This window comes from Leifsonia sp. 563, from assembly GCF_040545055.1.
GTDB lineage: Bacteria > Actinomycetota > Actinomycetes > Actinomycetales > Microbacteriaceae > Leifsonia.
The window spans coordinates 696648-722645 of sequence record NZ_JBEPLE010000001.1 but is presented as its reverse complement, the minus strand read 5'-3'; the positions used below and the strand labels follow the sequence as shown (position 1 = coordinate 722645).

Here is a 25998-nt window from a genome sequence, read left to right as displayed (position 1 = left end):
GAACAACGTCGTGAGCTACACGCTCGACCTACACGAGGGCGACGAGCTTCTGGACATCGTCGACGGCACTGCCGCCTACTTCCGTGAGGTTCTGGTGCACAACGGTTACTACACCACGGGCCCAATGGTCTTTCGGGGACTTCCTGGATCGGAGACGTTCACCCTCATGACCACTCTGGGTAATCGTGTGAACATGGTCGGAGACCGCCACTGCGGATTCGAATTCCATGAGCGCCTAGAGCTGGAGACCGACTACTTCTACCGTCACTGGGATGTCGAGGAGCCACTGCCGTACCACGCGATCGAGGAGGCGGTGGCAGTAGGAGGATCGAGACTTCAGAGCGTCTATCACGTGATCCTCGACTTCTACGGCGAGTCCGTGCTCGACCTATACGCGCACGTGGAGAAGCGTTGATGGCCACACCGTTTCATGACGTGGCGTTCGGTGAAAGACTGTCCTTTCAGAACGTGGTGAGCCATCGCACAAAGTGTCACTACACGGAGATGGCGGCGCAATTCGACGAGTTCGTGTCCCGGGTCGAGGCGACCGGCTGCGAACCCGTGGGGCCGCTCTTCTACAGTCTCAACAACGTGCCAATGGACGAGATGGTCGATATCGAGACGTTCCTCCCGATTCGGCAAGGCACCTTCCCGCGTCACGAGGATTTTCTGTTTCATTCGTACGTCGACGTCTCCCCTCTCCTGAGAGGGATCGTCAAGGGTGAATTCGAGGAGCAGACAGAAGCGGTCTACGCGCAGCTTCTGGCGACGTTGGAAGCGAACGATCTGGAGATCAATTCGCCCTTTTACCACGTGTTCCAAAAGGACCCGTCGCCATTCGTCCTGGTCTATGTCGGGTACGTCGACCCGGACCAGAGCGCCCCATGATGAGCTTGCGCACCAAGGCAGTACGGAACAAGCACAACCTCGTACACACCCCGATGCAGTAGGTCGGGCTCGTGCGGGCGGCCGCTTCACCCCTCCTCGTCGCCGCGCTCCCGGTGCAGCACCCCCTTCACGCGCGCCACGCCCTCGGTGACCAGCGAGGTCGCCGAGTCCTTGATGGCGCCGAGCCCGTCCGGGTCGCCCTTCAGCAGCGCGAACGCCGTGTTCTTGGCGAACTCGGCCGTGATGTGCGGGGGGAGGGGAGGCACGTTCTTGCTGGTGTGCGCGTCGATCAGCGTGACGCCGCGGTGGGCGAATGCGGCATCCCACGCGGCGGCGACATCGTCGTCGTCGGTCACGGTGATGCCGTTGAAGCCGAGGAGGCGCGCCCACCCGGCGTAGTCGACGGACTCGACGGCCTGTGCGGTCTCCCAGACGGGGTTGGCGTCCTCGGTGCGCATCTCCCACGAGACCTGCGTGAGGTCGTCGTTGTGCAGCACCAGGACGATGAAGGTCGGGTCGGACCAGCGTGACAGGTACTTCTTGATGGTGATGAGCTCGTTCATCCCGAGCATCTGGAACGCGCCGTCGCCGATGGTGCAGACGACCGTCCGGTCGGGATACGCGAACTTCGCCGCCTCCGCGTAGGGCATCGCTGCGATCATCGTGGCGAGGCGGCCCGAGAGGTCGCCGAGCATCCCGTCGTGAAGCCGGATGTAGTGGCCGTACCAGTCGGCGGTGGTGCCCGCGTCGGCGGTGACGATCGCGCCGGCGGGCAGCCGCTTGTTCAACTCCGCGTACACCCGGCGCGGGTTCACTCCGTCGTCGTAGGTCTGGTCGGCCTGGGCGGCGAGCTCGTCGTCCCACGTCCGCATGTCGTCGACGACCTTCTCCTGCCAGGAGAGGTCCTCCTTCTGGGTGAGCAGGGGGAGGAGTCCGGTGAGGGCGGTCTTGACGTCCGCCCAGATGCTCACCTCGGTCGGGTACCGCAGGCCGAGCTGCTCGGGCCGCAGGTCGATCTGTACGGCCCGCGCCTGCCCGGTCGCCGGGAGGAACTGCCCGTACGGATAGTTCGTGCCGAGCAGCACGAGCGTGTCGCACTCCTTCATCTGGTGGTAGCTCGGCCGGGAGCCGAGGAGCCCCAGCTGCTGGGTGTGGAACGGCACGTCCGACGGCACGACCTGCTTCCCGCGGAGGGAGGTGATGACGCCGGCACCGGCGAGCTTCGCCGCCTCCAGCACCTCCGCCGTCGCGCCGTTCGCCCCGGCGCCCACCAGGAACGTGACGCGCTCGCCGGCATTGATCAGATCGGCGGCGGCCTGCAGTTGCTCCAGCGGGGGAGCGATAGCGGTGGATGGCGCCACAGCACTCGAACGCGACTGCCACATCTCGGGCCCCGGCTCCACCATCTTCTGCCCCTGCACGTCGTGCGGAAGGATGATCACGCACGGCTGCAGCCGGGTGATCGCGGTCCGGAACGCGGTGTCGACGACGGCCTGCGCCTGCGCGGGCGACACGATCGTCTGCACGTACGCGGCGACATCCGAGAAGGTCCGCTCGAGGTGGCTCTCCTGCTGGTTGAACGTCCCCAGCGAGTCGAGGCCCTGCTGGCCGACGATCGCGACGACGGGCTGGTTGTCCATCTTCGCGTCGTACAGGCCGTTGATCAGGTGGAACCCGCCCGGGCTCGACGTGGCGATGCACACGCCGACCTCACCGGTGAACTTCGCGTGCGCCGTCGCCATCAACGCGGCGATCTCCTCGTGCGTCGGACGGATGTACTCCACGCCCTCCCCGGCCCGTTCCGCCTTGCCGAGGGCGCCGTCGAACTCGCCGATGCCGTCGCCGGGGAATCCGAACACGCGCCGCACGCCCCACTCCCGGATCCGCTCGATCACGAACTCGCTCACCGTCGTCATGCTGTCTCTCCTTTTCGCGCGTCCTATCGTTCGCGCGCACATGGCCATCCAACGCCCCGAGACTCCCGGGTCAACGGGGTGGGACGGCGTCGATCAGTTCTTCTCCTGCGCGGCGGCCGCTTCACGGAACCGTTCCCGCGGCTCCTGCACCGTGCCGACCGGCGCCGCATCGCGTGGGGTGAGTCCATTGCCGACCCACCCCAGCACGAGGTGGAACCGTCGCGAGAGGCTGGGCAGGGCGATCGCGTGGTAGACCTTGTCGACGGCCCACGCCGCGACGCCGCGCAGGGGGATGCCGCGGACGACGGCGGCCCCGCGCATGCCGCTGTAGCTGGCGAGCGTCCCCAGCGAACGGTGACGGTACTCGGTCAGGCTCTCGCCGGCGATCGACCGCCGCAGGTTGCCGGCGAGCACCCGTGCCTGCCGGATCGCGTTCTGCGCGTTCGGCGGGTAGTAGGCGGGCTGCTTCTCGGCCAGCAGATCGGGCACCTGGGCGTCGTCTCCGAGAGCCCACACGCCGTCGAGGGGCGTGCCGTCGTCGCGGACCGCCTGCAGGCTCGCGTTGCACTGCACGTGCCCCTTCGGACCGCGCGGCACATCCGCTCGGTCGAGCACCGGGTTGGGAGTGACGCCGGCCACCCATACGAGCGTGTCGGTGGGATGCGTCTCACCGTTGCTGAGCACGACGTCGCCGTGCTCGCAGCTTTTCACCTCGGTGTGGAGCAGCACGTGGATGCCGCGCTTGCGCAACAGCCTCAGGGTCCAGGCGGAGAGCTGCTCGGGGAGCTCGGCGGCGATCCGGCCGGCGACCTCGATCAGCAGCCAGCTGATCCGTTCGCCGTCGAGCTCCCTGTAGCGGTCGAGTTCGGCAGCCGCGACACGCTGCAGCTCCGCGATCGCCTCGACGCCGGTGTACCCGCCGCCGACGAACACGAACGCCAGCGCCCGCTTCCGCTCTGCGGTGTCGCCGGTGGCGGCGGCGAAGCGGATGCGCTCCAGCACGTGGTCGCGCAGATATGCCGCCTCTTCGACGCTGGAGAAGCCGATCGCGGTCTCGGCGAGCCCAGGGATGGGCAGCGTCTTGGTGACGGCGCCCAGGGCGAACACGACGTGGTCGTAGGCGATAGCCCGCTCGGTGCCGTCGAGGGTCCGCACGACGGCGACCCTGGCGCCGGTGTCCACCGACTGGAGCGCCCCGGCGACGATGTCGGCGTTCTTGAGCGGGCGGCGCAGGGGCACGACCGAGTCGCGCGCCTGGGTCTCGCCGCCCGCCACCTCGGGCAGCAAGGGCTTGTAGGTCAGGTATGGCTCGGGCTCCACGACGGTCACGCGCAGGCGGTGGGCCGCGGCGTCGCGACGCAAGTCCCGCGCGAGCGTGAACCCGGCGAACCCTGCGCCGAGGATAAGGATGTGCGGTTCGGTCATCGCTCTCGCTCCTTTCCTTCTCCGGTGGCGTGCCCTCGCGCTCCGTCAGAGCCCCACGCTGCCGTGCATGATGCCGCCGTCGACGAAGACCGTCGTCGCGGTCATGTACTTCGCGGCATCCGAGACCACGAACGCGACGACATCCCCGATCTCGGAGGGTTCGGCGACCGTGCGGAGGGGGATGGAGTTCTCCAGCTTCTGGCGCAGCGCGTCATCCTTCATCGTGGCCGCGTTGATGGGCGTGTCGACCGCGCCGGGCGCGACGCTGACCACACGGACGCCCTGAGGTCCGAGCTCGACACCGGCGGTGCGCGTGAGCATCCGCATCCCGCCCTTCGATACGCAGTAGCTGAGGTTTCCGGGCATCGGCCAGTCCTCGTGGACCGAGGACACATTCACGACCACCCCGCCGGTTCCCTGCTGGATGAACCGCTTCGCCGCGCGCTGCGTCCCGAACACCGCGCTCGTGAGGTTCACGGCCATCACCTTCGCGAAGGTCTCCTCGTCCACCTCGAGCAGGCTGTGCCGCAGCTCCATGCCCGCGTTGTTGACGAACGCATCCAACTGCCCGAACTCGTCCACCGCCGTTCGGATCAGCTTGTCGATGCCCGCGGTCGTGGTGACGTCCGCCTCCACTCCGATGGCGCGACCGCCCGCCGCGACGATGTCCTTGACCAGGTCGGCGGCGTCCTCCGGCCGCGAGACGTAGTCGATGACGACCGCCGCTCCCGCGGCGGCCAGCGAACGGACGATCGCCGCTCCGATCCCGCTGTTTCCGCCGGTGACGACGACGCTCTTCCCGTGCAGGTCCACGAGCACCTCCCTCGATCAGCCACCATTGAACGCTCCGGTCGCCCGATTGCAACGGTTCCTGCGAGGGTCCGCAGGGGAGATGGCCGATGATGCCGACGCGCTGTACGTCATGTCGACGCATGCCCACACGCGTGGACGATGTGGCGGGTCACAGGTGCTTCGGAAGCCGTATTGTCATGATGGGCCACACCCGTTTCAGCGAAGAAGAGACCCGTTTCAGCGAAGAAGAGGAGCGCCATGAGCTACGCCGTGACCAATCCCGCCACCGGCGAGACGGTCAAGACCTTCGACACCATCAGCAATGCCGACCTGGAGGCGGCGATCGCGTCCGCAGACCACGCCTTCCGTACCTGGTCGCGGTCGACGACCACGCAGGAGCGGGCCGCACTGATCCGCCGTGTCGGCGAACTCCACGTGGAGCGCCGGCAGCAGCTCGCCGAGATCATCGTGCAGGAGATGGGCAAGCCCGTCGAGCAGGCGCTCGCCGAGGTCGACTTCGCCGGTGCGATCTACGAGTACTACGCCGACCACGCGGACGAGTTCCTGAAGGATGAGCCCATCCAGCTGCTCGACGGTGACGGGTCGGCCGTCGTCCGCCGATCGGCGCTCGGCGTGCTCCTCGGGATCATGCCGTGGAACTTCCCGTACTACCAGGTGGCCCGGTTCGCCGGACCGAACCTCGTGATCGGCAACACCATCCTGCTGAAGCACGCGGAGCAGTGCCCCGAGTCGGCCGCCGCCATCCAGCAGATCTTCCTCGACGCCGGCTTCCCCGAGGGCGCCTACGTCAACATCTACGCCAGCCACCCGCAGATCGAGACCGTCATCGCCGACCCGCGCGTCCAGGGCGTCTCGCTGACCGGCTCCGAGCGGGCCGGCGCGAAGGTCGCCGAGATCGCCGGCCGCAACCTGAAGAAGGTCGTGCTGGAGCTGGGCGGGTCCGACCCGTTCATCCTGCTCTCGACCGACGACCTGGATGCCGCTGTGCAGAACGCGGTGGATGCGCGCCTCGACAACAGCGGTCAGTCCTGTAACGCCGCCAAGCGGTTCGTCGTCATCGACGAGCTCTACGAGCCGTTCCTCGACAAGTTCACCGCGAAGCTCTCCGAGGTCGAGGCGAGCGACCCGACGAGCGAGGACTCGGCCCTCGGCCCGCTCTCGTCGCTGAAGGCGGCGGAGAACCTCGACGAGCAGGTGAAGCGCGCTGTCGACAACGGCGCGAAGCTGGTGCGCGGCGGAGGCCGCAACGGCGCCTTCTTCGAGACGACGGTGCTCACCGACGTGACACCCGACAACCCCGCCTCCAAGGAGGAGTTCTTCGGCCCGGTCGCGCAGGTGTACCGCGCGAAGGATGAGGACGACGCCGTGCGCATCGCCAACGACACCCCGTTCGGGCTCGGCTCCTACCTGTACACGACGGACAAGGAGCAGGCGTCGCGCGTCGCCGACCGCATCGAGGCCGGAATGGTGTTCGTCAACGTCGTCCTGGCCGACGGCGCCGAGCTGCCCTTCGGCGGCGTCAAGCGTTCCGGTTCGGGTCGCGAGCTGGGCCGGTTCGGTGCGGACGAGTTCGTCAACAAGAAGCTGATCCGCGTGGGGAACGACTGGTAGTCGTTTCGCGGTCAGTTGAAGGTGACCACGACCTTGTCGTCGTCGATCTTGATGTCGGCGCTGATGTAGCCGGCCTCGCCCGTGAGGTTCTCGCTCGCCGGGTTGCCGCTGAAGTCCGAGCCGGTCATCACGGCCGAGAACTTCCCCGGGCCGATCTTGAACTGGTAGTAGGAGTCGGAGTCGTCGCTGATCTCGACCTTCGGCGACTCGTCGACCTTCACGGCGACCGTCGACTTCGAGACGGCCATGTTGCTCGGGTAGCTGAGGTCGATGCCGCAGTCCTCCACGTCGTAGTACGACGTCTTGGTGGCGCACTCCGCGTAGTGGGCGTCGACCTGCTTCTGCACCTCGTCGAGGTAGGCCTGCGACGGGGTGAGCTTGAGGTCCTTCACCTGGTACGAGTCGGCGGCCACGGTCAGCTTGGGGGAGCCGGCCAGCTCGTAGTACTTGTTCGGCGCCTCGATGCTGTAGACGCCCGGGTAAGCGACGACCTCGGAGTCCTTCGACGTCAGCGAGTGGTCCGCGCCTGGCACCGAGTAACCCGGGATGCTCGACGACACGAACGGGAGCTGGTAGGTCAGCCCACGGCTGACGTACCAGCCCTTGTCGTCCTTATCCAGCTCGATGGTCCCGCGGTAGGTCTTGCCCGCGAGCTTGTACGTGACGCTCACCTGGGTGAGGTCGGAGCTCCGGCTGGTCAGTGTCCGGCTCACGACCGGCGCCGTGATGTGCTGCGCCTTGCCCAGGACGGCGTTGGTGAGCAGGAAGTTCTCGTCCTCCGAGGAGTCGACCCGCGCCAGCTTGTTGGCGGCCGAGGCGTTGCCCTTGGCGATGTCGTTCAGGTAGTCCTGCGCGACCGACTTGGCGCCGCTGCCGCCCAGCAGGTTCGCGATGAGAACGATCGCCACGATCACGACGGCGGCGAACGCGACGGCCCCGCCGATGACCCACCAGACCCACCGCGGGACGGCCGGCTTCTTCTTCTCGCCGACCGGCGGCGCGTACCGGTTCGGCTGGGCGCCCGGGTAGGGCTGCTGGCCGGGCGCGGTCGCGTAGGCGGCCTGCTGCTCGGGAGCGACCGGCTGGGTCGGCGGCGCCGGCTGCTCGGGTGCGGCGGGCTGCTCGGGTGCGGCCGGCTGTTCGGGTGTGGTCGGCTCGGATGCGGCCGGTGTGCCCTCCGGAGCCTTGTCGTGGTCGTCTGCGGGCACGGTCGGGTCGCTCAATATTCCCCCTTGATGATGTGATGACGATCGGATACCGCCCAAGACATGGGCGTCGATCAGAAACTTTTCAAGAATATCAGTCCTCGGTCCACAATCCAGTCCTCTGGAGGGTGAAAACGAGGGATTCGCGCGCTGGAGGCCGATGTCCTGTAGTCTTGCGGGAACCCGGTCAGCCGACGACGTCTCGCACCGGGTCGATTGAGCGCACCTTCCTCGTGACGTGTGCGCATGTGTACCCGCAGCCACGGCCGCGAAAAAGGAAAAGTATCTCACCCTCCGTCCGGCTCCATCAGCCGTTCAGCTCTCCGGCGAGGGCCACTCCCTCCCCGACGAATCGTCACGACCGCTCCATTCCGTCGTGGCGCTCAGCCGTCCGCGCTCTCTGCGCGGCGAACGGGACCGTCATGGTCCCCAACACCAAATAAGAAGGAAGAAACGATGGCCACAGGTACCGTCAAATGGTTCAGCACGGAGAAGGGCTACGGGTTCATCGCCCCGGATGACGGCACGGCCGACGTCTTCGCCCACTTCAGCGAGATCGCGTCGCAGGGCGAGTTCCGCAACCTGGCCGAGAATCAGAAGGTCGAGTACGAGGTGACCCGCGGCCCCAAGGGCCTCCAGGCATCCAACATCCGACCGGTCTGACCGGTCCTCGATGCGGGGCCGGTTCGCCGGTCCCGCATCGATCCCAAGCCCCTTCGGGCATATCTCGGTGCTGGCGCCCAGGAACGGCGCATATGCTTCGAGAATCTAGGGCGAAACGTCCAACACCTCGGCTGGGAAGTCGTCTGACACAGCGGAGGTCAAGAGTGACCGCTACCCTTCTCGGTCCGATCCGGACCACCAAGCCCCGCTCCGGCCGGCCGTCCGTCACGAGCACGTACAGCGAACTCCTCTCGGAGGTTCGCAGCGAGGGTCTCCTCGAGCGCCGCCGGGGCTTCTACATCACCACGTTCGCGGTCCTCATCCTCGCGCTCGCCGGCGCCTTCGCCGGGATCGTCCTCTTGGGCGACTCGTGGTTCGTCCTCCTGATCGCCGGAGCGCTCGGCATCATCTTCACCCAGCTCGCCTTCGTGGCGCACGAGGCCTCGCACCGTCAGGTGTTCGATTCCGGCCCCGCCAACGACCGCGCCGGGCGCTTCCTCGCCACCTGGATGGTCGGCATGAGCTACCACTGGTGGATGACGAAGCACACCCGTCACCACGCCAACCCGAACACCATCGGCAAAGACCCCGACATCGCCCGCGACACGATCTCGTTCACCGAGGCGGACGCCGCCCGGTCCACGGGTATCCTGCGCGCACTGACGCGTCGCCAGGGCTACCTCTTCTTCCCGCTGCTGCTGCTCGAGGGCGTCAACCTCCACTTCACGTCGCTGCGGACCCTCTTCGGCAAGGCGCCGGTCCCCGGCCGCGGCCGTGAGCTCTCCGCTATCTTCATCCGATTCGGCATCTACCTCAGCGCCGTCTTCCTGCTGATGCCGGTCGGCGTCGCCTTCGCGTTCCTCGGAGTGCAGCTCGCCGTGTTCGGCCTGTACATGGGGGCGTCCTTCGCCCCCAACCACAAGGGCATGCCGCAACTGCCCGAGGGCTCGCGCGTCAGCTTCCTCGACAAGCAGGTGCGCACCTCCCGCAACATCCGCGGCGGATGGTGGATGAACATCCTCATGGGCGGTCTCAACCACCAGGTCGAGCACCACCTCTTCCCGAGCATGCCGCGGCCGCACCTGGCGCGCGCTCGTGAACTGACAATCGCGCACTGTGCGGCGAACGAGGTGCCGTACACCGAGACGTCGCTCGTCCGGTCGTACACCATCGTCATCCAGTACCTGAACCGCGTCGGCCTCGCGGCCCGCGACCCGTTCGACTGCCCGGCCGCCGGGGCCTACCGCCGGGCCTGACCTTCCCTCCGCGCGTCCCCCCGGACATCGTCGAGCCAACGAACGTGCGTCTTGGCGTACGGTGTTGGCTGGAGGTGCCCGATGGGATACATGGTCTACGACAGCAGCACGATGATCACGTTCGAGGATCGCGTCCTCGCGCACCTCGAAGTGGTGATCGTGTCGAAGCTGCGCCGCAAGGAGTCGTTCGCTCTGAGCTGGCGCGAGACCGCGGAGAACGGCGACGGTCGCTCGACCGTCTGGATCGATCCGTCCATCCCCCTGCGTTTCCGGTTCAGCGGCTCACGACCGCCGACACTCGACCGCGACTGGATCGAGCGCCTCGCGGCAGCGGCGGCCAGCTCCTCCGGTCTGATCGCCGTGGATGAGGACGGCCAGCCGGTCGTCGGGTCCACCCACGAGCGGGGTATCTAGGGCGCGGTCGAAATCGCGAACGGCGCTGTCTCTCGCTCGCCGCGCTGCCTCGTTAGCGTGTGTCTGCGGCGGCACTGCGTCGCGGGCAGGAGACTTTAGATGCATCCGACCGAGTTCACCTTCGGCACGTGGTCGCTCTCCGGTGGCGGCACCCTCATCGACCTGATCGCGGCGACGACGAATGCTCTGAACGGTGCCCTGCTCGCGCGGCGACCGGACCACTATCGCAACTACACCTTCGTCGGCATCATCCTGATGGCCGTCATCGGCGGAATCGCGGGCGGGGTCATCCGGGACGTGATCTTGCAGGAGACACCGTCCGCCTTCGTCAACCCGGCCTACCTGGTCTTCAGCGTCGCGGCCGGTGTCGTCGGCTACCTCATCGCCTATGCGCACGGCCAGCTGTTCCGCGAGGGCCTCTTCCAGTTCATGACGTCGTTCTCGCTACCCTGGTACGCCATCATCGGAGCGCAGAAGGCGACGGAAGCCGGCTATCCCATCGTGGGCGCACTCGCGATCGCCGTGATCGCACCGACCGCGGGCCGCTATCTGATCGACGTAACCAGCGGTGTCACGCCCAAGCAGTTCGTGCGCGGCGAGTGGTTCGTCGCGACGGCCGTCGGCACCGGATTCGTCTGGATCGTGCTCTCGGAGGCGGGCGTGCCGTACTGGCTGAGCGTCGGGGCCGCCTTCCTGCTCGGGTTCACCTTCCGCGTTGTTGCGCTGTACCGCGGATGGGAGGAGCCGCTCGCCCGCGGGCCGAGGGGCCTCAAGGTGCATGCCGACCGGCGCCCGCTGCTCGGTCGCAAGCTCTCGGGGCGCTCACAGGAGGAGTTGCGGATGCTGGGTCTCGCCGTCGACGAGGAGCCCGCCGCCTGAGCGGGCGTTGCTGGCCGGAACTCGGGCGTTACTCCGGGATCTGCGCGAGTGCGTGCCGGGCCAGCGCCGCCATCCGCGGGTTGTCGTCCGACGCCATGGCCAGGGCGGACGCCATCGTCACCGCCCAGCCGCGCGCTCGCGCCCATGTCGCCGTGTCGGGCGTGACGGGAAGTGCACGGCGGAACCGCTCCCGCGCGTCCCGGTCGAAGGTGAGCCACGCGGTGGCGAGGTCCGTGGCCGGGTCGCCGGATGTGACGTCGCCGAAGTCGACGACCCCTGTCAGATCGCCGTCCGGGCCGAGCAGCAGGTTGCCGGGATGCAGGTCGCCGTGGAGCAGCAGGGGAGGCCCGTCCCAGGCGGGAGCGTCGAGGGCCTCGCGCCAGGCCTGTTCGAGGTCGGCGACCTCCATGCGGCCGGACAGCGAGCGGAGCCGGGTCGCGACGGCATCTCGGCGCGCCGCGAGCGGGATCCCGCGCACCGGGTTGTGCGGCGCTTCGGGGGCGGGCACGGCGAGCTCGCCGAGGAAGAGCGCCAGCGGCTCGGCCAGACCGACACGGCCCGCGGCGCCGACGGATGCGCCGTCGATGCCGTCGAACCACTCCACGACGCTCCATGGCCAGGGGAATGTCGCAGACGGGACACCGACGCGAACGGGGACGGGCACGCGGACGCTCACGCGCTCTGCGATCCCGGGGAGCATGCGCTGCTCGTGCTCGATGAGGTGCGCGGCGGCCTCCCGGCGCGGGACGCGGACGGCGAGACGGTCGCCGAGCCGGTACAGTTGGTTGTCCCAGCCGTCGCTCACCAGCCGGAGTTCTCCGTCGAGGTCGGGATGCTGCTCCGCGAGCAGCCGGGCGACCAGCGGGGCGTCGGTGGCGATGTCGGCGGCCGGAGTGTCACTCACCCGCTCGACCGTAGCAGGCCGCCCGATCGGCTGTTGCGGGGCGCTCGAAATATCCGAATGCTGCGCTGAACGAGCAAGAGAGTTGCGTTCAGCGCCAAACTCATGCGGGTTCTTTGTGAAAGCATGGCGATCGGAGGTTCCATGACTCAGCAGCCCGCTCAGCCGCACGACCGCATGCACGCGGTGACACCGGAGACCCGTGAACTCGTCGACCTGGTGCTCGACTACTCGCGCCGGCGCATCCTCAGTGAGGACACCCCGCTCGACAAGCCGCTGCCGGAGTACGAGCTGCGCCGCCTGGCGGGACAGACCGTCTCCGAGAACGGCATCGGCGCCGAGCGAGCGCTCGCCCTCTTCGAGCACGTCCTCGCGCCCGCGTGCATCACCACCGACCACCCGAGCTACCTGTCGTTCATCCCGACGGCCCCGACGAAAGCGGCCACCGCGTTCGACCTCGTCGTCTCGGCCAGCGCCGTCTACGGCGGCTCCTGGCTGGAGGGATCCGGCGCCGTGTACGCCGAGAACCAGGTGCTGGCGTGGCTGGCGGCCGAATTCGGGCTGCCCGCGACGGCCGGCGGCGTCTTCGTGCAGGGCGGGACGCTCGGCAACCTCTCCGCCCTGGTGGCGGCGCGGGATGCGGCCCGGACCGAGCGCGGCAACCCGGCCGGTCGCTGGGTGATCGTCTGCAGCTCCGAGGCGCACTCGTCGGTCTCGTCCGCAGCACGGGTGATGGATGTCGACGTCGTCGCCGTCTCGCCCGGGGAGAGCGGCGTGCTGAGCGGAGATGCGGTTCGTCCGGCACTGGAGGAGTACGGCGACGCGGTGTTCGCGGTCGTCGCCACGGGCGGCTCCACGAACTTCGGCATCGTCGACGACATCGCGTCGATCGCCGCCCTGAAGTCGGACTTCTCGTTCTGGCTGCACGTCGACGGCGCGTATGGGCTCGCGGGGATGCTCTCGCCGCTGGCCCGCCACCGTTTCGCCGGGGTGGAGAGCGCGGACTCGGTGATCGTCGACCCGCACAAGTGGCTGTTCGCGCCGTTCGACGCCTGCGCCCTGATCTATCGCGACCCGGAGGCCGGCCGACGGGCGCACACCCAGCACGCCGAGTACCTCGACACGCTGACCGAGACCACGGAGTGGAGCCCCTCCGACTACGCGGCGCACCTCACCCGCCGGGCCCGCGGACTGCCGTTCTGGTTCTCGCTGGCGTCTCATGGAGCCGCGGCCTACCGCGATGCGGTGACCGCATCCATCCGGCTGGCCGAGCGAGTGGCCGAGGAGATCGAGCAGCGGGACGGCTTCCGCCTCGTGCGACGGCCCCAGCTCTCGGTCGTGGTCTTCGAGCGCGACGGCTGGACCAAGGAGGACTACGCCGTGTGGTCCGCCCGGCTGCTGGAGGAGCAGCGCGCGTTCGTCACGCCGAGTTCGCACGCGGGCCGGCCGAACACGCGTTTCGCCATCCTGAACCCGCTGACCACGTTCGACAACCTGGTGGGGATCCTCGACTCGATGGAGTGAGCGTCCCCCTCGGACCTCGGTCGCAGGCTCCCTCGGCGCTGGGGTCGCGGCACCGCTCCGCGCTGCCCTGAGCTCCACCGCGCAACAGAAGACCCCGTGCCGGGAGGCACGGGGTCTTCCACGTTTCCAGAAGGGAGGGTGTCAGACGATGTCGTCCGACTCGCCCGTCCGGCGCGTCACGCGCTCGCCCGTCGCAGGATCGACGGCCGTGCGGGTGGTGGCGACGGAGGTGCGACGCCGAGTGAGCAGCACGATCCCGATGATGATGCCGATGACGCCGGCGAACATCAGGATGTAGCCCACCAGGTGGAGGTCGATCCAGGCCACCTGGACGTTGATGGCGAACGCGAGGATCGCGCCCACCACGACCAGGAAGATGCCAGCGCCGAGGCTCATCCGGTGACCTCCGGGCCTAGACCCGTCGGCTCCCGGTGAGCAGTCGCACGAGCCAGACGATCACAGCCAGGACGAGCAGGATGATTCCCACCCAGAGGAGGAAGTTCAGCGACTGCACGAACCCTCCGGTGAGCAGCAGGATGATCGCGATGATGGCGATGACGATGAGCAGGATGTTCATGGAGAAGTGTCCTTTCCTTGACGCGCTCCACACAACAACTGCTTCAATTGCCTAGCAATCCCCTTGACTTCAGGTTCGTTTCGGCCTAGCAGCGGCTCGTTCGGCGGCGATGCGGTCCACGGTCTGGCGCATCTTGGTGAGGAAGCGCGTGACGGTCTCGGCTTCGTCCGGGCTGAGCTCGGCGGTCGCGGCGGCGATCTGCTCCTGCGCCGCGGCCAGCAGCGGGCCGGTGTCGCCCTGCGCGGCCAGCGTCGGGACGAGCTCGACGGAGCGCTTGTCGACGGTGCTCTGCCGTCGTTCGACGAATCCGTCGCGCACGAGCCGGTCGATGAGCAGGGTGGTGGATGCGCTCGAGACGCCGAGGTAGGCGCTGATGTCCTTGGCGAAGGTCGGTCGGCCGGCCGACGTGTTGTCGAGGATGAGCCGGAGGGCGAGCAGATCGTTCTCGCCGATCCCCATGGCCGCCCCCGTGCGGCGACGCATTGCCGCTTCGGCCGCACGGTAGACCTGCAACGCCTCGAGCACGGCCGTGTCCGGCCGCGGCGTCTCCGGTTCGTGCTTCACCTTCTCCAGTCATGCCCGCAACGCCGATCCGCGCAACGGGGGTGGACCCGACTGTCGGCGGATTCACGGCCACGGATCCTGCGCGTATGCTCGCGCAGTGGACGACAGAGTGCTTCTCGACCGCTACGAGCTGAAGGACCGACTGGGCCGCGGCGGCATGGCGACGGTCTTCCGCGCCCACGACAGGCGCCTGGATCGCGAGGTCGCCGTGAAGGTCTTCACCTCCGGCGCCGCCGTCGACGATGCGCGGCGGCGCACCGAGGCGACGATGCTCGCGCGGCTGAGCCACCCGCACCTGGTGGCGCTGCACGACGCGCACCTGGCAGCGGACGGGGATACGACGCCGAGCTTCTTGGTGATGGAGCTGGTCGACGGGGAGGACCTCCGCTCCCGGCTCGAACGGGGACCGCTTCCTCCGGAGGATGCGGTCGAGATCGCCGTCGGGATCGCGGAGGCGCTCGTGGTGGTCCACGAGGCGGGAATGGTCCACCGCGACCTCAAGCCCGGCAACATCCTGCTGGCCGACGCGAGCGTGCCCGGCGGCCGGCCGGTCGTGAAGCTCGCCGACTTCGGCATCGCGCACCTGATCGGCTCGGAGCGGATCACGACCGTCGGAACGGTCATCGGCACCGCGGGCTACCTGAGCCCGGAGCAGATCTTCGGGGGCGAGCCGGGGCCGTCTGCGGACATCTACTCGCTCGGCCTCGTCGTGCTGGAGGCGCTGACCGGCGTCCGGGAGTTCCCTGGCACGCCCGTGGAGGCGGTGGCCGCCCGCTCGGCGCGCGACCCGCGCATCCCGTCGTCGCTGCCGGAGGACTGGCGCGGCTTCCTCGGCGCCATGACCGCCCGCGAACCGTCGATCCGGCCCACCGCCTGGGAGGTGGCGGTGATGGCGCGCGAGCTCGCGCCGCAGCTGGCCGGGTGGCGGGCGGATGAGCCGGATGCGGCGACCGTGGCGGCTGCGATCGGCGGCGGGGCTGCCGGGGGGACGTCGGCCGCGGCGATCGGCGATGCGGCGGGAGACCACGATGCGCCGACGCGCATCCTCCCGACGTCCGCGCGCAGGGATCCGGATCGCAGCGGCGAGACACCGTCGCGTAGTCGTCGCCGGGGGTTGCTGGTCGGCGGTGTGGCGGCGGCCGCTGTCCTCGTGACCGCATCCGCACTGGCGCTCGGTTCGATGATGGCGCCCGCCGCGCAACCCGAGACGGTCACGACGCCGCGCCCGACTCCCAGTGTGACCGCCCCGCCCACCACGGTCGCTCCTGCTACGACGACGGAGACGACGGATCCGGAGACGACGACGCCCAGTGAGGATCCGGGGCCGGCGAACAGCCCCTCGGACGACAAGACGGGTCCCGGCAAGGACAAGGGGCCGGGAAAGGACGCCCCGGGCGGCGGCCCGGGCAAGAACGGCGGCAAGGGCAAAGGCTGAGGGCTCCGGCCGCTTCCGCCATCGACCATCCGCCGGTACTGTCGGGGAATGCCCGAGCAAACGAGGACCGCCGCGATCGTCGTGAACCCGGTGAAGGTGGATGCGCCCGCCCTGCGCGAGGCGCTCCGAGCCGCCGAAGAACGGCACGGCTGGGCGGAGACGCTCTGGATCGAGACCACCGAGGACGACCCGGGTTCCGGGCAGACCGAGCAGGCGCTCGAGCGCAACGTGGATGTCGTCATCGCTGCCGGCGGTGACGGAACCGTCCGCACGGTCGCCGAGAAGCTTCAGGGCACCGGTGTGCCGCTGGCGCTGCTGCCTTCCGGCACGGGCAACCTGCTCGCGCGGAACCTGAACCTCACGCTCGACGACGTGGGCCATGCCCTCGACTCGGCGTTCGACGGAGAGAACCGGTCCATCGATGTCGGCGTGATCGAGCTGCGCGACGGGAGCGGCCCGACGCGCAAGCACTCCTACCTGGTGATGGCCGGCGTCGGGATCGACGCCCAGATGATCGCCGCCACCGACGACGACCTCAAGGCCCGGCACGGCTGGCTCGCCTATGTGAAGGCGATCGGGAAGGTGCTGCGCGACAAGAACGAGCTCCGCCTGCGCTACCAGCTCGACGACAAGGGTGTGCGCTCCGTGCGGGCCCACACGGTGCTGATCGGCAACTGCGGGTCGCTGCCCGCGAACATCCTGCTGCTCCCCGAGGCGGCCGTGGACGACGGGGAGTTCGACATCGTCGTGCTGCGCCCGGAGGGGTTCGTCGGCTGGGTGCAGATCGCCGTCAAGATCTTCTGGGAGAACGGCGTCCTCCGGCGCACCACCGTCGGCCGGCGGCTGATGGGCGCCGACAAGGAGGTGCGCGCGATGAACTACCTCAAGGGCCGCGAGTTCGTGATGCGGCTCAGCCGTCCCCAGGAGGTGGATCTCGACGGCGACCTGTTCGGCCGCGCGTCCGCTCTCCGCACCTGGGTCGACCCGTCGAGCCTGATGGTGAAGGTGCCGCGCGGTGGAGCTGAGGGCAGCGCGTAGCGATGCCGCGACCCCAGCGCCGAGGGAGCCTGCGACCGAGGTAACAGGCTCCCCGTGAACTAGCGGGCGAGCAACTCCAGCGTGTCGACCACGCGGTTGGAGAAGCCCCACTCGTTGTCGTACCAGGCGACGACCTTGACGTGTCGTCCGTCGACGCGGGTCAGCGCCGCGTCGAAGATCGACGACGCCGGCTGGCCGGTGATGTCGCTGGAGACGAGGGGCTCGTCGGCGTAATCGAGGATGCCGCGCAGCGGTCCGTCGGCAGCCGCGCGGTAGGCGGCCAGCACCTCGTCCCGCGTGACGTCGCGCTCGACGGTCGTGTTCAGCTCGACGATGGAGCCGACGGGAACGGGGACGCGGATGGAGTCGCCCGACAGCTTGCCGTCGAGCTGCGGGAGCACCAGGCCGATCGCCTTCGCGGCACCGGTCGTGGTCGGCACGATGTTGACCGCGGCGGCACGGGCACGGCGGAGGTCGCGGTGCGGGCCGTCCTGCAGGTTCTGCTCCTGCGTGTACGCGTGGACGGTGGTCATGAAGCCGTGCTCGATTCCGGCCAGGTCGTCCAGGACGGCCGCGAGCGGGGCGAGCGCGTTCGTGGTGCAGGAGGCGTTGGACACGATGACGTGCTGGGCGGGGTCGAAGGCGTCGGTGTTGACGCCGTAGGCCAGCGTCACGTCGGCGCCGTCGGACGGCGCGCTGACCAGCACGCGCTTCGCGCCGGCAGTGAGGTGTGCCCGGGCGGCCTCTGCGGAGGTGAAGCGTCCGGTGGACTCGAGCACGACATCCACGCCGAGCTCGCCCCACGGCAGGTCGGCGGGCTCGCGCTCCGCCAGCACGCGGATGCGGCGGCCGTCGACGACGAGAGCGTCCCCGTCGACCTCGACGGTGCGGCCCAGGCGGCCGAGGGAGCTGTCGTACTTCAGGAGGTGGGCAAGGGTGTCGGGCGCCGTCAGATCGTTGATGGCGACGACCTCGAGGTCGGAGTCGCGCTCGAGGAGCGCGCGGAGGGTGTTGCGGCCGATGCGGCCGAAACCGTTGATGGCGATGCGGGTCATGCTGTTCCTTTCGTGGGACCGCATCCAAGCTACGGCGTCGGCGATCCCGTCGAAAGTGGCTGGGACGACAGTGCGCGCAAGCATTCCGCCAGAGTGATCGCCAGCGTGCGCAAGGATCCCGCCACCCCGGGGGCGAGCGGCGCGAGCTCAGGCCGAGAACGTGCGGCGGTACTCCGTCGGCGAGGTGCCGAGGATGCGGTGGAAATGCATCCGGAGGTTCGCCGCCGTGCCGAGCCCGACCTGCGCGGCGATCTGGTCGACGCCCAGGTCGGAGCGCTCCAGCAGCTCCCGCGCCAGGTCGACGCGAGCCCGGAGGACCCACTGCATCGGCGTGTAGCCGGTGTCCTCCACGAACCGCCGCGAGAAGGTGCGGGCGGAGACACGGGCGTTGCGCGCCAGGCTCTCGAGCGTCAGCGGCTCGGCGAGGTGCGCGAGCGCCCACTCCCGGGTCTCGGCGAACAGGTCGCCCAGCGGCTCGGGAACGCTGCGCGGGACGAACTGCGCCTGGCCCCCGCTGCGGTACGGCGCGGCGACGAGGCGGCGGGCGACCCGATTGGAGAGACCGACGCCATGGTCGCGCCGCACCAGATGGAGACACAGGTCGATGCCGGAGGCCGCGCCGGCGGAGGTGAGGATGTCGCCCTCGTCGACGAACAGTACGTTCTCATCCACCCGCACCAGCGGATACCGCTTCGCCAGCTGGCGGGTGTAGTGCCAGTGCGTCGTCGCGCGCTTGCCGTCGAGCAGGCCGGTCGCCGCCAGGGCGAAGGCTCCGGTGGAGATCGCCGCCAGGCGCGCGCCGCGGTCGTGGGCGGCGAGCAGCGCATCCACCACGGCGGCCGGCGGATCAGTCGTCGCCGGGGTCCGGTAGCCGGGCACGAACACAGTGTCGGCCTGCTTTAGCGCCTCGAGGCCCTCCGCCACGTGATACGAGAGCCCGTCGCCACCGGTGATAAGGCCAGGGGACGGGCCGCACACGCGCACCTCGTACGGCATGCTCGGCCGGTTCGAGAACACCTGCGCCGGGATGCCGACGTCGAGCGGCTTCGCGCCCTCCAGCACGAGCACCGCGACGACGTGGTTGCCGCTCACGGGCGGGCGGTGACGATCTGCAGCAGGGCCGCGCGGAACGCCGCCGGGTCGTCCACCGCCGGGAACACCTCGTCTTCGAGCCCGCGAACACCCGCGAACGCCGATCGCCCGGCCTCGGTGATGGCGAGGACGTGGCGGCGCCGGTCGCCCGGGTCTGGGGCGCGGGTGACCAGGCCCTCGCGCTCCAGGCGGTCGACGGTTCGCGACATCGTCTGCGGCTCGACGTGCGCCATCCGGGCGAGATCCGACTGGGAGTCGAAGCCGAGCTCGAGCAGGTGCAGCACGATCAGACCGGCGTGGGTGAGGCCGCGCTCCTCCAAGGCATCCGCCCAGGCGCGCTCCACGGCTCGGGAGGCGGCGCCGAGCAGCCGGCCGAGCGGCCAGTTCTCGGGGCGGTGCTCCTCCGCTTCCGCCGCGTGCGCATCCATACCCTCATCGTACGGATGTCTCGGGCCGGTCGGGCAAGCGCGGCCCGGCCCGATGCGCGCGGGTGTTCGCCTCAGTCGGTGCCGGAGTCGAACGCCGCACCCTCGGAGCTGAGGTCGATCTCGCGCGAAAGCTCCTCATCCACGGGCTCGACGCCCTCGAGGATCGAACGCGCGCGGCCCTCCTCCAGCTCGCCGACCAGAGCGCCGGTCGGACCGCCGATGAGCCCGGCTGCGGCGTACTGCTCAAGCCGCGAACGGGAATCGGCGATGTCGAGGTTGCGCATGGTCAGCTGGCCGATGCGGTCGCCCGGGCCGAACGCCGAGTTGCCGACGCGCTCCATCGACAGCTTCTCCGGGTGGTAGCTGAGGTTGGGGCCGGCCGTGTCGAGGATCGTGTAGTCGTCGCCGCGACGCAGGCGCACGGTGACCTCGCCGGTGATGGCGGAGCCGACCCAGCGCTGCAGCGACTCGCGCAGCATCAGCGACTGCGGGTCGAGCCAGCGGCCCTCGTACATCAGTCGACCGAGGCGGCGGCCCTCGTTGTGGTAGTTCGCCACCGTGTCCTCGTTGTGGATGGCGTTGAGCAGCCGCTCGTAGGCGATGTGCAGCAGAGCCATGCCCGGCGCCTCGTAGATTCCGCGGCTCTTGGCCTCGATGATGCGGTTCTCGATCTGGTCGGACGCGCCGAGGCCGTGGCGGCCGCCGATCGCGTTCGCCTCGAGCACCAGGGCCACCGGGTCGTCGAACTCGACGCCGTTGATGGCGACAGGGCGACCGGCCTCGAAACGGACGGACACCGTCTCGGGGGTGACCTCGACGTCGTCGCGCCAGGCGGCGACGCCCATGATCGGGTCGACGATGTCGAGCCCGGCATCCAGCTCCTCCAGGCGCTTCGCCTCGTGGGTGGCGCCCCAGATGTTCGCGTCGGTCGAGTAGGCCTTCTCGCTCGGGTCGCGGTACGGGAAGCCGCGGGCGACGAGCCACTCGCTCATCTCGGTGCGGCCGCCGAGCTCCTCCACGAAGGCGGAGTCGAGCCACGGCTTGTAGATGCGCAGGCGCGGGTTGGCGATGAGGCCGTAGCGGTAGAACCGCTCGATGTCGTTGCCCTTGTAGGTGGAGCCGTCGCCCCAGATCTCGACCCCGTCGTCCATCATCGCGCGCACCAGCATGACGCCGGTCACCGCGCGACCGAGGGGGGTGGTGTTGAAGTAGGTCTTGCCTGCAGAGCGGATGTGGAAGGCGCCGCACTGAAGGGCGATCAGGCCCTCCTCGACGAGCGCACGCTTGGCGTCGACGAGCCGGGCGATCTCGGCGCCGTACTCCTTCGCGCGGCCGGGGACCGCGTCGATGTCGGGCTCGTCGTACTGGCCGATGTCGGCGGTGTACGTGCAGGGCACGGCGCCTTTCTCGCGCATCCAGGCGACCGCGCAGGAGGTGTCGAGACCTCCCGAGAACGCGATGCCGACTCGTTCACCGACGGGCAGACTGCTCAGAACCTTGGACACGCACCCAGCTTATCGGCCGCCTCACCCGGGCCCGGGACCGAGATTTGCGCCAAATCGCGGTAATGCGGCTCCCATAACCGCGATTTGGCGCAAATCGTGGGGCGGGGAACGTCAGTGGCGGGCGTCGAGACCGGGGTGCACACCGGCGCGGTAGCCGGCCGCGGCGACGAGGCGGGTGAGGGTCGCGACGAGCGCAGCGCGCTCTCCCGCATCGAGGGGCGCGAGCATCGCCTCCTCCTGCTCGTCGGCCAGGCGATCGCCGGCCTCGAGCACGGCGCGCGCCGCAGGGGTGAGGTGGATGGCGTACGCACGGCGGTCGTCCGGGTGGCGGCGACGCTCGACCAGGCCGCGCTCCTCCAGGTCGTCGATCATCCCGACCATGGAATTGCGGTGCAGGCCGAGGGCGGTGGCGAGCTCCTGCTGCGTGCGGCCCTCCTGACGGGCGAGATGCACGAGCACCCCGAACCGGTTCGGGGTGATGCCGAGCGGGGCGAGAGCTGCGGTGAAGCGCTGGGCGCTCTGCAGGCCGAGTTGTGACACGAGGAAGCTGGCCCGGGTCTCGAGCGCGGGCACAGCCTCGGGCCGCGGGGTCTCGGAGGACGACATCCCTCGATCGTACCAACGAGTGATTGCACGGCAGTGTGATTATCATCTAGCATGCCTACATGAAGCTCACCGTCTTCGGCGCCAGCGGGCGCACCGGCAGCCAGCTCGTCCGGCAAGCGCTGGATCGAGGCGACGAGGTCGCGGTCGTCCTCCGCCGTCCGGCCGAGATCGACCCGCGAGTCACCCCGGTCATCGTCCCCGACCTCTCCGATACGGCCGCCGTCCGGGACGCGATCGCCGGGTCGGACGCCGTGCTCTCCGCGATCGGTCCGCGATCCCGCGCGGATGCACCCGTCGCAGCGCCCGCCACGCGGGCGATCCTCGCCGCCCACCCCGGCCGCATCGTCGTCATCAGCGCAGCGCCGGTCGCACCTCCGCCCGCGGACGACAGCTTCATCAGCCGACGCGTTGCCCTGCCCCTCATCGGTCGCGTGCTGCGGCCGGTGTACGACGACCTGCGCGAGATGGAGGCCGAGCTCGCTGCCTCGGACAGCGTGTGGACGGCATTCCGGCCGCCGATGCTCACGAACGGGCCCGCGACGGGTCGGTATCGAACGCGCATCGGCGGTTCCGTCCCTCGCGGCATGACGGTGTCCCGGGCGGATCTCGCGGCGGCGATGCTGGCGAGCCTGGGCCGGGCGGACACCGAGCGCGCCGCCGTCGGCATCGCCCGCTGAGGCACCGCGCTCAGCCGCGGCGGCTCCTCAGCCGCGACCGTCGGGCGACTGCGGCGGGCAGGTGCCGCCGGGCGCCGTGCGCAGCTCGAAATGCCAGGCCTCGTTCGCGTAGACCTGGCAGAGTCCCCACTCGGCGCCGAAGCGGTTGAGGTAGTCCATCGCGCCGGCGTCGGCGATGTCGACCGCCTCGCCGCGGACGTGGGCGGAGTCGCTGCCGCGCTTCACCCACTTCTCGGCCTCCTCCTCGCTGCCGTACTGCTTCACCGCCTGCGCGAACAGGTGCTCCTGGTACCGCTCGGAACGCCAGCCGTCGGCGATGGTGATGGCGGACCCGCTGCCCTCGGCCTCCATCGCGGACTGCGCGTCCTCCAGTGCGGAGCGGAGGTCCGGGTCGAGCCGGGTGACCGCGGGCAGGTCGCTGTCGAGGGGGAGGGACGTGCCGTCCGCGATGTATCCGTCGTCATCGGTGAGGCCGCCGCTTTCGACCACCGATCCGCCCGCACTCGCCGGCTGCGCGAGGGAACCGGTGGGCGCGGAGGTGCAGCCGGCGAGGACGGCGCTGAGGGAGATGGATGCGGCGGCCACCGACAGGGCGGCGCCGAACAGTCGGGACTTCGAGGAATGCATGCCTTCAGCCTCGCCGGGCGGCGCGGGCGGCCGCGTCCCCCGCGAGGCCCATCCGCATCCACCGTGCGACGGACCCCGAGGAGGCTGGCGGGTGCTACCCGAGGCGCGGTGTGCGCGACGGCTCGGTGCGCCGCTCGCCGGTCGCCTCGAACGCCGCGGCGAGGGCGAGCAGCCGGGCATCGTCGTACGCGCGGCCGGCGAAGGTGAGTCCGACCGGCATCCCGATGTCGTCCATCGTGCCCATCGGCACGGTCACGGTCGGGATGCCGAGGTGCCGCGGCACGAGGTTGCCGTTCGCGACCCAGACGCCGTTGCGCCAGCCGAGGTCGGCCGAGTCCGGGTTCACGTCCATGTCGGCCGGCCCCACGTCGGCGACGGCGGGGAACACGACGACGTCGAGACCGAGCCCGTCCATCCACTCCTCCAGGTCGACGCGCCGGGTCTCCTCGAGGCCGCGCAGGCCGTCGGCCAGCTCGGGGATGTCGGCGAGGGCCGTGCCGGGATGCGCGCGCACCCAGGCGGGGTAGTCGGCGATGTCGTCCTCGAAGCCGTCGTAGCGGTCCGGCAGGGCGCCCTCCGGGTGGGGGAAGATGCGCTCGCCGTCGACGTCGACGAGAGTCCGGAGCGCCGGGTCGCCGTTGGCGGCGAGGAAGTCGTCCCACGCCCACGCCGACAGGTCGACGATCTCTCGCCGCAGGAACTCGGGGCTGACCAGCCCGCGCGTCGCGATGGAGGGTGCGCCAGCGCGGTCGCCCTCGTAGTTGCTGACTGCCGGGAAGTCGACCTCGACGACCGTCGCACCGGCCGCCTCCAGGTCGCGGCGGGCGCGCTCCCACAGCGCGATGACGGACGGGCGCGTCTCGATCCGCTGACCGGTCGCGCCCCCGATGCCACCGCGGCCGCTCGGTCCGCCGTCGCCTGTGCCCGCCTCCGGGTCGGCGTTGATGTACATCCGCGGCACGCCGAACCGCCGTCCGGCGAGCGAGGCGCTCCCGGCGAGGGCGGGATACGACGCGGGCCGCAGCTCCGACGCCCGCGGGATCGGCACCCACGGCTGCGCGCGCCAGAAGTCCCCGCGGGTCTCCGGGTCGTCGGCCACGATCACGTCGAGCACCTCGAGCAGATCCGCCACAGTGCGGGTGTGCGGCACCACCACATCCATCGTCGGCACCAGGGGCCAGTTGCCGCGCACCGAGATGATGCCGCGAGACGGCGTGTAGGCGCACAGTGCGTTGTTTGAGGCGGGGGCGCGGCCCGACGACCACGTCTCCTCGCCGAGGCCGAACGCCGCGAAGCTGGCCGCGGTGGCCGTGCCGGAGCCGTTCGACGAACCGGAGCCGAACGCGGCGGTGAGGTAGTCGCCGTTGTAGGGGGACTCGGCGCGCCCGTAGACGCCGCGCTGCATCCCGCCGTTCGCCATCGGCGGCATGTTGGTGAGGCCGAGGAGGATGGCGCCCCCGGCGCGCAGGCGCTCGATCGTGAACGCGTCGCGCTGGGCGACCAGGTGCTCGAAGGCCGGCGATCCGGCGGCCGCGGTGAGCCCGCGCGCCAGGTAGCTGTCCTTCGCGGTGTACGGGATGCCGTCGAGCGGTCCGAGCGTCTCGCCGCGCGACCGCCGGGCGTCGGAGGCGCGCGCCTCCGCGAGCGCGTCCGGGTTGCGGACCACGACCGCGTTGAGGCGCGGGCCGGCCGTGTCGTACGCGTCGATCCGGGCGAGGTAGGCGGTGACCAGCTCCTCGCTCGTGGTCTCGCCGGCCTCCAGCGCTCGCCGCAGCTCGGCGATGGGCGTCTCGACGACGTCGAAGGTCATCGGGCGTCCTGCGCTGTCGGGGCCACGGCGGGCTGCTGCTGGGTGATGCAGTGGATGCCGCCGCCGCGCTGGAAGATCGGGCGCGAGTCGACCATCGTCACCCGCCGGCCGGGGTACGCGGCCTCGAGGATCTCGGTGGCTTCCGCGTCCGCGCGCTCCTCGCCGAAGCCGCACGCCACGATGCCGTCGTTGACGACGAGGTGGTTGACGTAGCTCCAATCGACGAAGCCCTCCTCGTCCCGAAGGGTGGCGGGGGCGGGCAGGTCGATGATGTCCCAGCTGCGTCCGGCTGCATCCGTCGTGCCGGAGAGGAGGGCGCGCAGCTCGCGTGACACCTTGTGGTCGGGGTGCTCCGGGTCGCGCTGGGCGTGCAGCAGCAGCCGGCCCGGGGAGGGGATGGTGGCGACGATGTCGACGTGGCCGTTCGTCCCGAAGTCGTCGTAGTCGCGGGTGAGGCCGCGCGGAAGCCAGACGGCGTGCGTCGCGCCGATCGTGCGGGCGAGCTCGGCCTCCACCCGCTCCTTGTCGGCGTAGCGATTGCGCCGCGGGTCGAGCTGGACGGTCTCGGTCAGCAGCACGGTGCCTTCGCCGTCGACGTGGATGCCGCCGCCCTCGTTGACCAGGAGCGAACTGATCAGCTCGGCGCCGGTGCGCTCGGCGACGAAGCGGGCGATCTCGGCCGACTTGTGCCACTCGGCCCACTCGGGGTCGCCCCAGCCGTTAAAGGTCCAGTCGACGGCCCCGAGCACACCCGGCCGCTCGTCGTCGACCACGAAGGTGGGGCCGAAGTCGCGCATCCAGAACTCGTCGAGCGGGGCTTCGACCTGTTCGACGTGGCTGCCGAGCATGCGGCGGGCGCGGTCGCGCTCGGTGGGGTCGACGACCATCGTGATCGGCTCGTACTCGGCGACCGCGTGGGCGACGGCGGTCCACGACGCGTAGGCCTCCTCGGCTGATGCGGCGTCGTCGCCGAGGGTCAGGCCGGCGCGCGGGAACGCCATCCACGTGCGCTCGTGCGGTGCGGTCTCTGCGGGCATGCGCCAGGTCATCGGTGTCCTCCGCGGTCGGCGACGATTGTTGATCGAATGA

27 protein-coding genes are annotated in these 25998 nt (G+C 69.8%); 11 read left to right on the top strand and 16 right to left on the bottom strand.

The window, feature by feature from the left end:
* Positions 1-10: 10 nt before the first annotated feature.
* Positions 11-415, top strand: coding sequence for a hypothetical protein (locus tag ABIC47_RS03520; protein WP_354477201.1), 405 nt, complete (start codon positions 11-13; stop codon positions 413-415).
* On the top strand, positions 415-888 hold the full coding sequence (locus ABIC47_RS03515; protein ID WP_354477198.1) for a DUF5085 family protein: 474 nt from the start codon (positions 415-417) through the stop codon (positions 886-888). The genes ABIC47_RS03520 and ABIC47_RS03515 overlap by 1 nt, the downstream gene beginning before the upstream one ends.
* An 86-nt stretch (positions 889-974) precedes the next feature.
* Here the strand turns inward: ABIC47_RS03515 and ABIC47_RS03510 are convergent, their stop codons facing one another.
* The 3 genes from ABIC47_RS03510 to ABIC47_RS03500 form a co-directional block, all read right to left on the bottom strand.
* The gene (locus tag ABIC47_RS03510) at positions 975-2804 is read right to left on the bottom strand and encodes a thiamine pyrophosphate-requiring protein (RefSeq protein WP_354477196.1); all 1830 of its coding nucleotides are present in this window, start codon (positions 2802-2804) and stop codon (positions 975-977) included.
* A 93-nt stretch (positions 2805-2897) separates the two neighbouring features.
* Positions 2898-4229, bottom strand: a complete 1332-nt coding sequence (locus ABIC47_RS03505) for an NAD(P)/FAD-dependent oxidoreductase (RefSeq protein WP_354477194.1) — start codon at positions 4227-4229, stop codon at positions 2898-2900.
* A 45-nt stretch (positions 4230-4274) separates the two neighbouring features.
* Positions 4275-5042, bottom strand: coding sequence for a glucose 1-dehydrogenase (locus tag ABIC47_RS03500; RefSeq protein WP_354477192.1), 768 nt, complete (start codon positions 5040-5042; stop codon positions 4275-4277).
* A 237-nt stretch (positions 5043-5279) separates the two neighbouring features.
* Here ABIC47_RS03500 and ABIC47_RS03495 point away from each other — a divergent pair, with 237 nt between their 5' ends.
* Positions 5280-6653 carry an NAD-dependent succinate-semialdehyde dehydrogenase gene (locus tag ABIC47_RS03495; RefSeq protein ID WP_354477190.1) on the top strand — a complete coding sequence of 458 codons (1374 nt, stop codon included), beginning with the start codon at positions 5280-5282 and terminating at the stop codon, positions 6651-6653.
* Positions 6654-6664: 11 nt separating this feature from the next.
* Here ABIC47_RS03495 and ABIC47_RS03490 read toward each other — a convergent pair whose 3' ends face one another.
* Positions 6665-7876, bottom strand: a complete 1212-nt coding sequence (locus ABIC47_RS03490) for a nuclear transport factor 2 family protein (protein WP_354477187.1) — start codon at positions 7874-7876, stop codon at positions 6665-6667.
* Between the two features lie 438 nt (positions 7877-8314).
* On the opposite strand from ABIC47_RS03490, the gene ABIC47_RS03485 reads away from it, so the two are divergent.
* The 4 genes from ABIC47_RS03485 to ABIC47_RS03470 all read left to right on the top strand — a co-directional run bounded on the left by ABIC47_RS03485 (position 8315) and on the right by ABIC47_RS03470 (position 11070).
* Complete coding sequence (locus ABIC47_RS03485; protein ID WP_018192289.1) at positions 8315-8521, top strand: cold-shock protein; 207 nt, start codon at positions 8315-8317, stop codon at positions 8519-8521.
* 164 nt (positions 8522-8685) lie between these two features.
* Positions 8686-9777 (top strand): fatty acid desaturase family protein, encoded by a 1092-nt coding sequence (locus ABIC47_RS03480; RefSeq protein WP_354477184.1) that lies wholly within the window; start codon positions 8686-8688, stop codon positions 9775-9777.
* An 81-nt stretch (positions 9778-9858) separates the two neighbouring features.
* Positions 9859-10191, top strand: a complete 333-nt coding sequence (locus ABIC47_RS03475) for a DUF7882 family protein (RefSeq protein ID WP_018192287.1) — start codon at positions 9859-9861, stop codon at positions 10189-10191.
* A 99-nt stretch (positions 10192-10290) separates the two neighbouring features.
* A complete protein-coding gene (locus ABIC47_RS03470; RefSeq protein WP_354477182.1) occupies positions 10291-11070 on the top strand; it encodes a TRIC cation channel family protein in 780 nt (259 codons plus the stop codon).
* A gap of 28 nt (positions 11071-11098) precedes the next feature.
* Here the strand turns inward: ABIC47_RS03470 and ABIC47_RS03465 are convergent, their stop codons facing one another.
* Positions 11099-11974 (bottom strand): aminoglycoside phosphotransferase family protein, encoded by an 876-nt coding sequence (locus ABIC47_RS03465; RefSeq protein WP_354477179.1) that lies wholly within the window; start codon positions 11972-11974, stop codon positions 11099-11101.
* A 123-nt stretch (positions 11975-12097) separates the two neighbouring features.
* Between ABIC47_RS03465 and ABIC47_RS03460 the strand changes: the two genes are divergently transcribed.
* A complete protein-coding gene (locus ABIC47_RS03460; protein WP_018192284.1) occupies positions 12098-13495 on the top strand; it encodes a pyridoxal phosphate-dependent decarboxylase family protein in 1398 nt (465 codons plus the stop codon).
* A 141-nt stretch (positions 13496-13636) separates the two neighbouring features.
* On the opposite strand, the gene ABIC47_RS03455 is transcribed toward ABIC47_RS03460, so the two are convergent.
* The 3 genes from ABIC47_RS03455 to ABIC47_RS03445 all read right to left on the bottom strand — a co-directional run bounded on the left by ABIC47_RS03455 (position 13637) and on the right by ABIC47_RS03445 (position 14636).
* A complete protein-coding gene (locus tag ABIC47_RS03455; protein ID WP_018192283.1) occupies positions 13637-13891 on the bottom strand; it encodes a DUF6458 family protein in 255 nt (84 codons plus the stop codon).
* A 16-nt stretch (positions 13892-13907) separates the two neighbouring features.
* Positions 13908-14072 (bottom strand): hypothetical protein, encoded by a 165-nt coding sequence (locus tag ABIC47_RS03450; protein WP_018192282.1) that lies wholly within the window; start codon positions 14070-14072, stop codon positions 13908-13910.
* 69 nt (positions 14073-14141) lie between these two features.
* Positions 14142-14636 carry a MarR family winged helix-turn-helix transcriptional regulator gene (locus ABIC47_RS03445; protein ID WP_018192281.1) on the bottom strand — a complete coding sequence of 165 codons (495 nt, stop codon included), beginning with the start codon at positions 14634-14636 and terminating at the stop codon, positions 14142-14144.
* 97 nt (positions 14637-14733) lie between these two features.
* On the opposite strand from ABIC47_RS03445, the gene ABIC47_RS03440 reads away from it, so the two are divergent.
* Both ABIC47_RS03440 and ABIC47_RS03435 read left to right on the top strand, forming a co-directional pair.
* A complete protein-coding gene (locus ABIC47_RS03440) occupies positions 14734-16071 on the top strand; it encodes a serine/threonine-protein kinase (RefSeq protein ID WP_354477175.1) in 1338 nt (445 codons plus the stop codon).
* A gap of 48 nt (positions 16072-16119) precedes the next feature.
* Positions 16120-17109, top strand: coding sequence for a diacylglycerol/lipid kinase family protein (locus ABIC47_RS03435; protein WP_442911228.1), 990 nt, complete (start codon positions 16120-16122; stop codon positions 17107-17109).
* Positions 17110-17168: 59 nt separating this feature from the next.
* On the opposite strand, the gene gap is transcribed toward ABIC47_RS03435, so the two are convergent.
* The 5 genes from gap to ABIC47_RS03410 all read right to left on the bottom strand — a co-directional run bounded on the left by gap (position 17169) and on the right by ABIC47_RS03410 (position 21795).
* Positions 17169-18164, bottom strand: a complete 996-nt coding sequence (gene gap, locus ABIC47_RS03430) for a type I glyceraldehyde-3-phosphate dehydrogenase (protein WP_018192278.1) — start codon at positions 18162-18164, stop codon at positions 17169-17171.
* A gap of 147 nt (positions 18165-18311) precedes the next feature.
* Complete coding sequence (locus ABIC47_RS03425; protein WP_354477172.1) at positions 18312-19256, bottom strand: GlxA family transcriptional regulator; 945 nt, start codon at positions 19254-19256, stop codon at positions 18312-18314.
* On the bottom strand, positions 19253-19684 hold the full coding sequence (locus ABIC47_RS03420) for a MarR family winged helix-turn-helix transcriptional regulator (protein WP_018192276.1): 432 nt from the start codon (positions 19682-19684) through the stop codon (positions 19253-19255). The genes ABIC47_RS03425 and ABIC47_RS03420 overlap by 4 nt, the downstream gene beginning before the upstream one ends.
* A 71-nt stretch (positions 19685-19755) precedes the next feature.
* Positions 19756-21189 carry an argininosuccinate synthase gene (gene argG / locus ABIC47_RS03415; RefSeq protein ID WP_354477169.1) on the bottom strand — a complete coding sequence of 478 codons (1434 nt, stop codon included), beginning with the start codon at positions 21187-21189 and terminating at the stop codon, positions 19756-19758.
* Positions 21190-21300: 111 nt separating this feature from the next.
* Entirely contained in the window at positions 21301-21795 is a 495-nt protein-coding gene (locus ABIC47_RS03410) for a MarR family winged helix-turn-helix transcriptional regulator (protein WP_354477166.1), read from the bottom strand.
* Between the two features lie 59 nt (positions 21796-21854).
* Here ABIC47_RS03410 and ABIC47_RS03405 point away from each other — a divergent pair, with 59 nt between their 5' ends.
* Entirely contained in the window at positions 21855-22472 is a 618-nt protein-coding gene (locus tag ABIC47_RS03405) for an NAD(P)-dependent oxidoreductase (RefSeq protein WP_089877959.1), read from the top strand.
* A gap of 27 nt (positions 22473-22499) precedes the next feature.
* Here ABIC47_RS03405 and ABIC47_RS03400 read toward each other — a convergent pair whose 3' ends face one another.
* From ABIC47_RS03400 to ABIC47_RS03390, 3 genes are all read right to left on the bottom strand, one after another.
* Positions 22500-23099 carry a M15 family metallopeptidase gene (locus ABIC47_RS03400; protein ID WP_354477163.1) on the bottom strand — a complete coding sequence of 200 codons (600 nt, stop codon included), beginning with the start codon at positions 23097-23099 and terminating at the stop codon, positions 22500-22502.
* Positions 23100-23193: 94 nt separating this feature from the next.
* Positions 23194-24909, bottom strand: coding sequence for an amidase (locus ABIC47_RS03395; protein WP_354477161.1), 1716 nt, complete (start codon positions 24907-24909; stop codon positions 23194-23196).
* Positions 24906-25958 carry an agmatine deiminase family protein gene (locus tag ABIC47_RS03390; RefSeq protein ID WP_354477158.1) on the bottom strand — a complete coding sequence of 351 codons (1053 nt, stop codon included), beginning with the start codon at positions 25956-25958 and terminating at the stop codon, positions 24906-24908. Before ABIC47_RS03390 ends, ABIC47_RS03395 begins: the two co-directional genes overlap by 4 nt.
* Positions 25959-25998 lie beyond the last annotated feature (40 nt).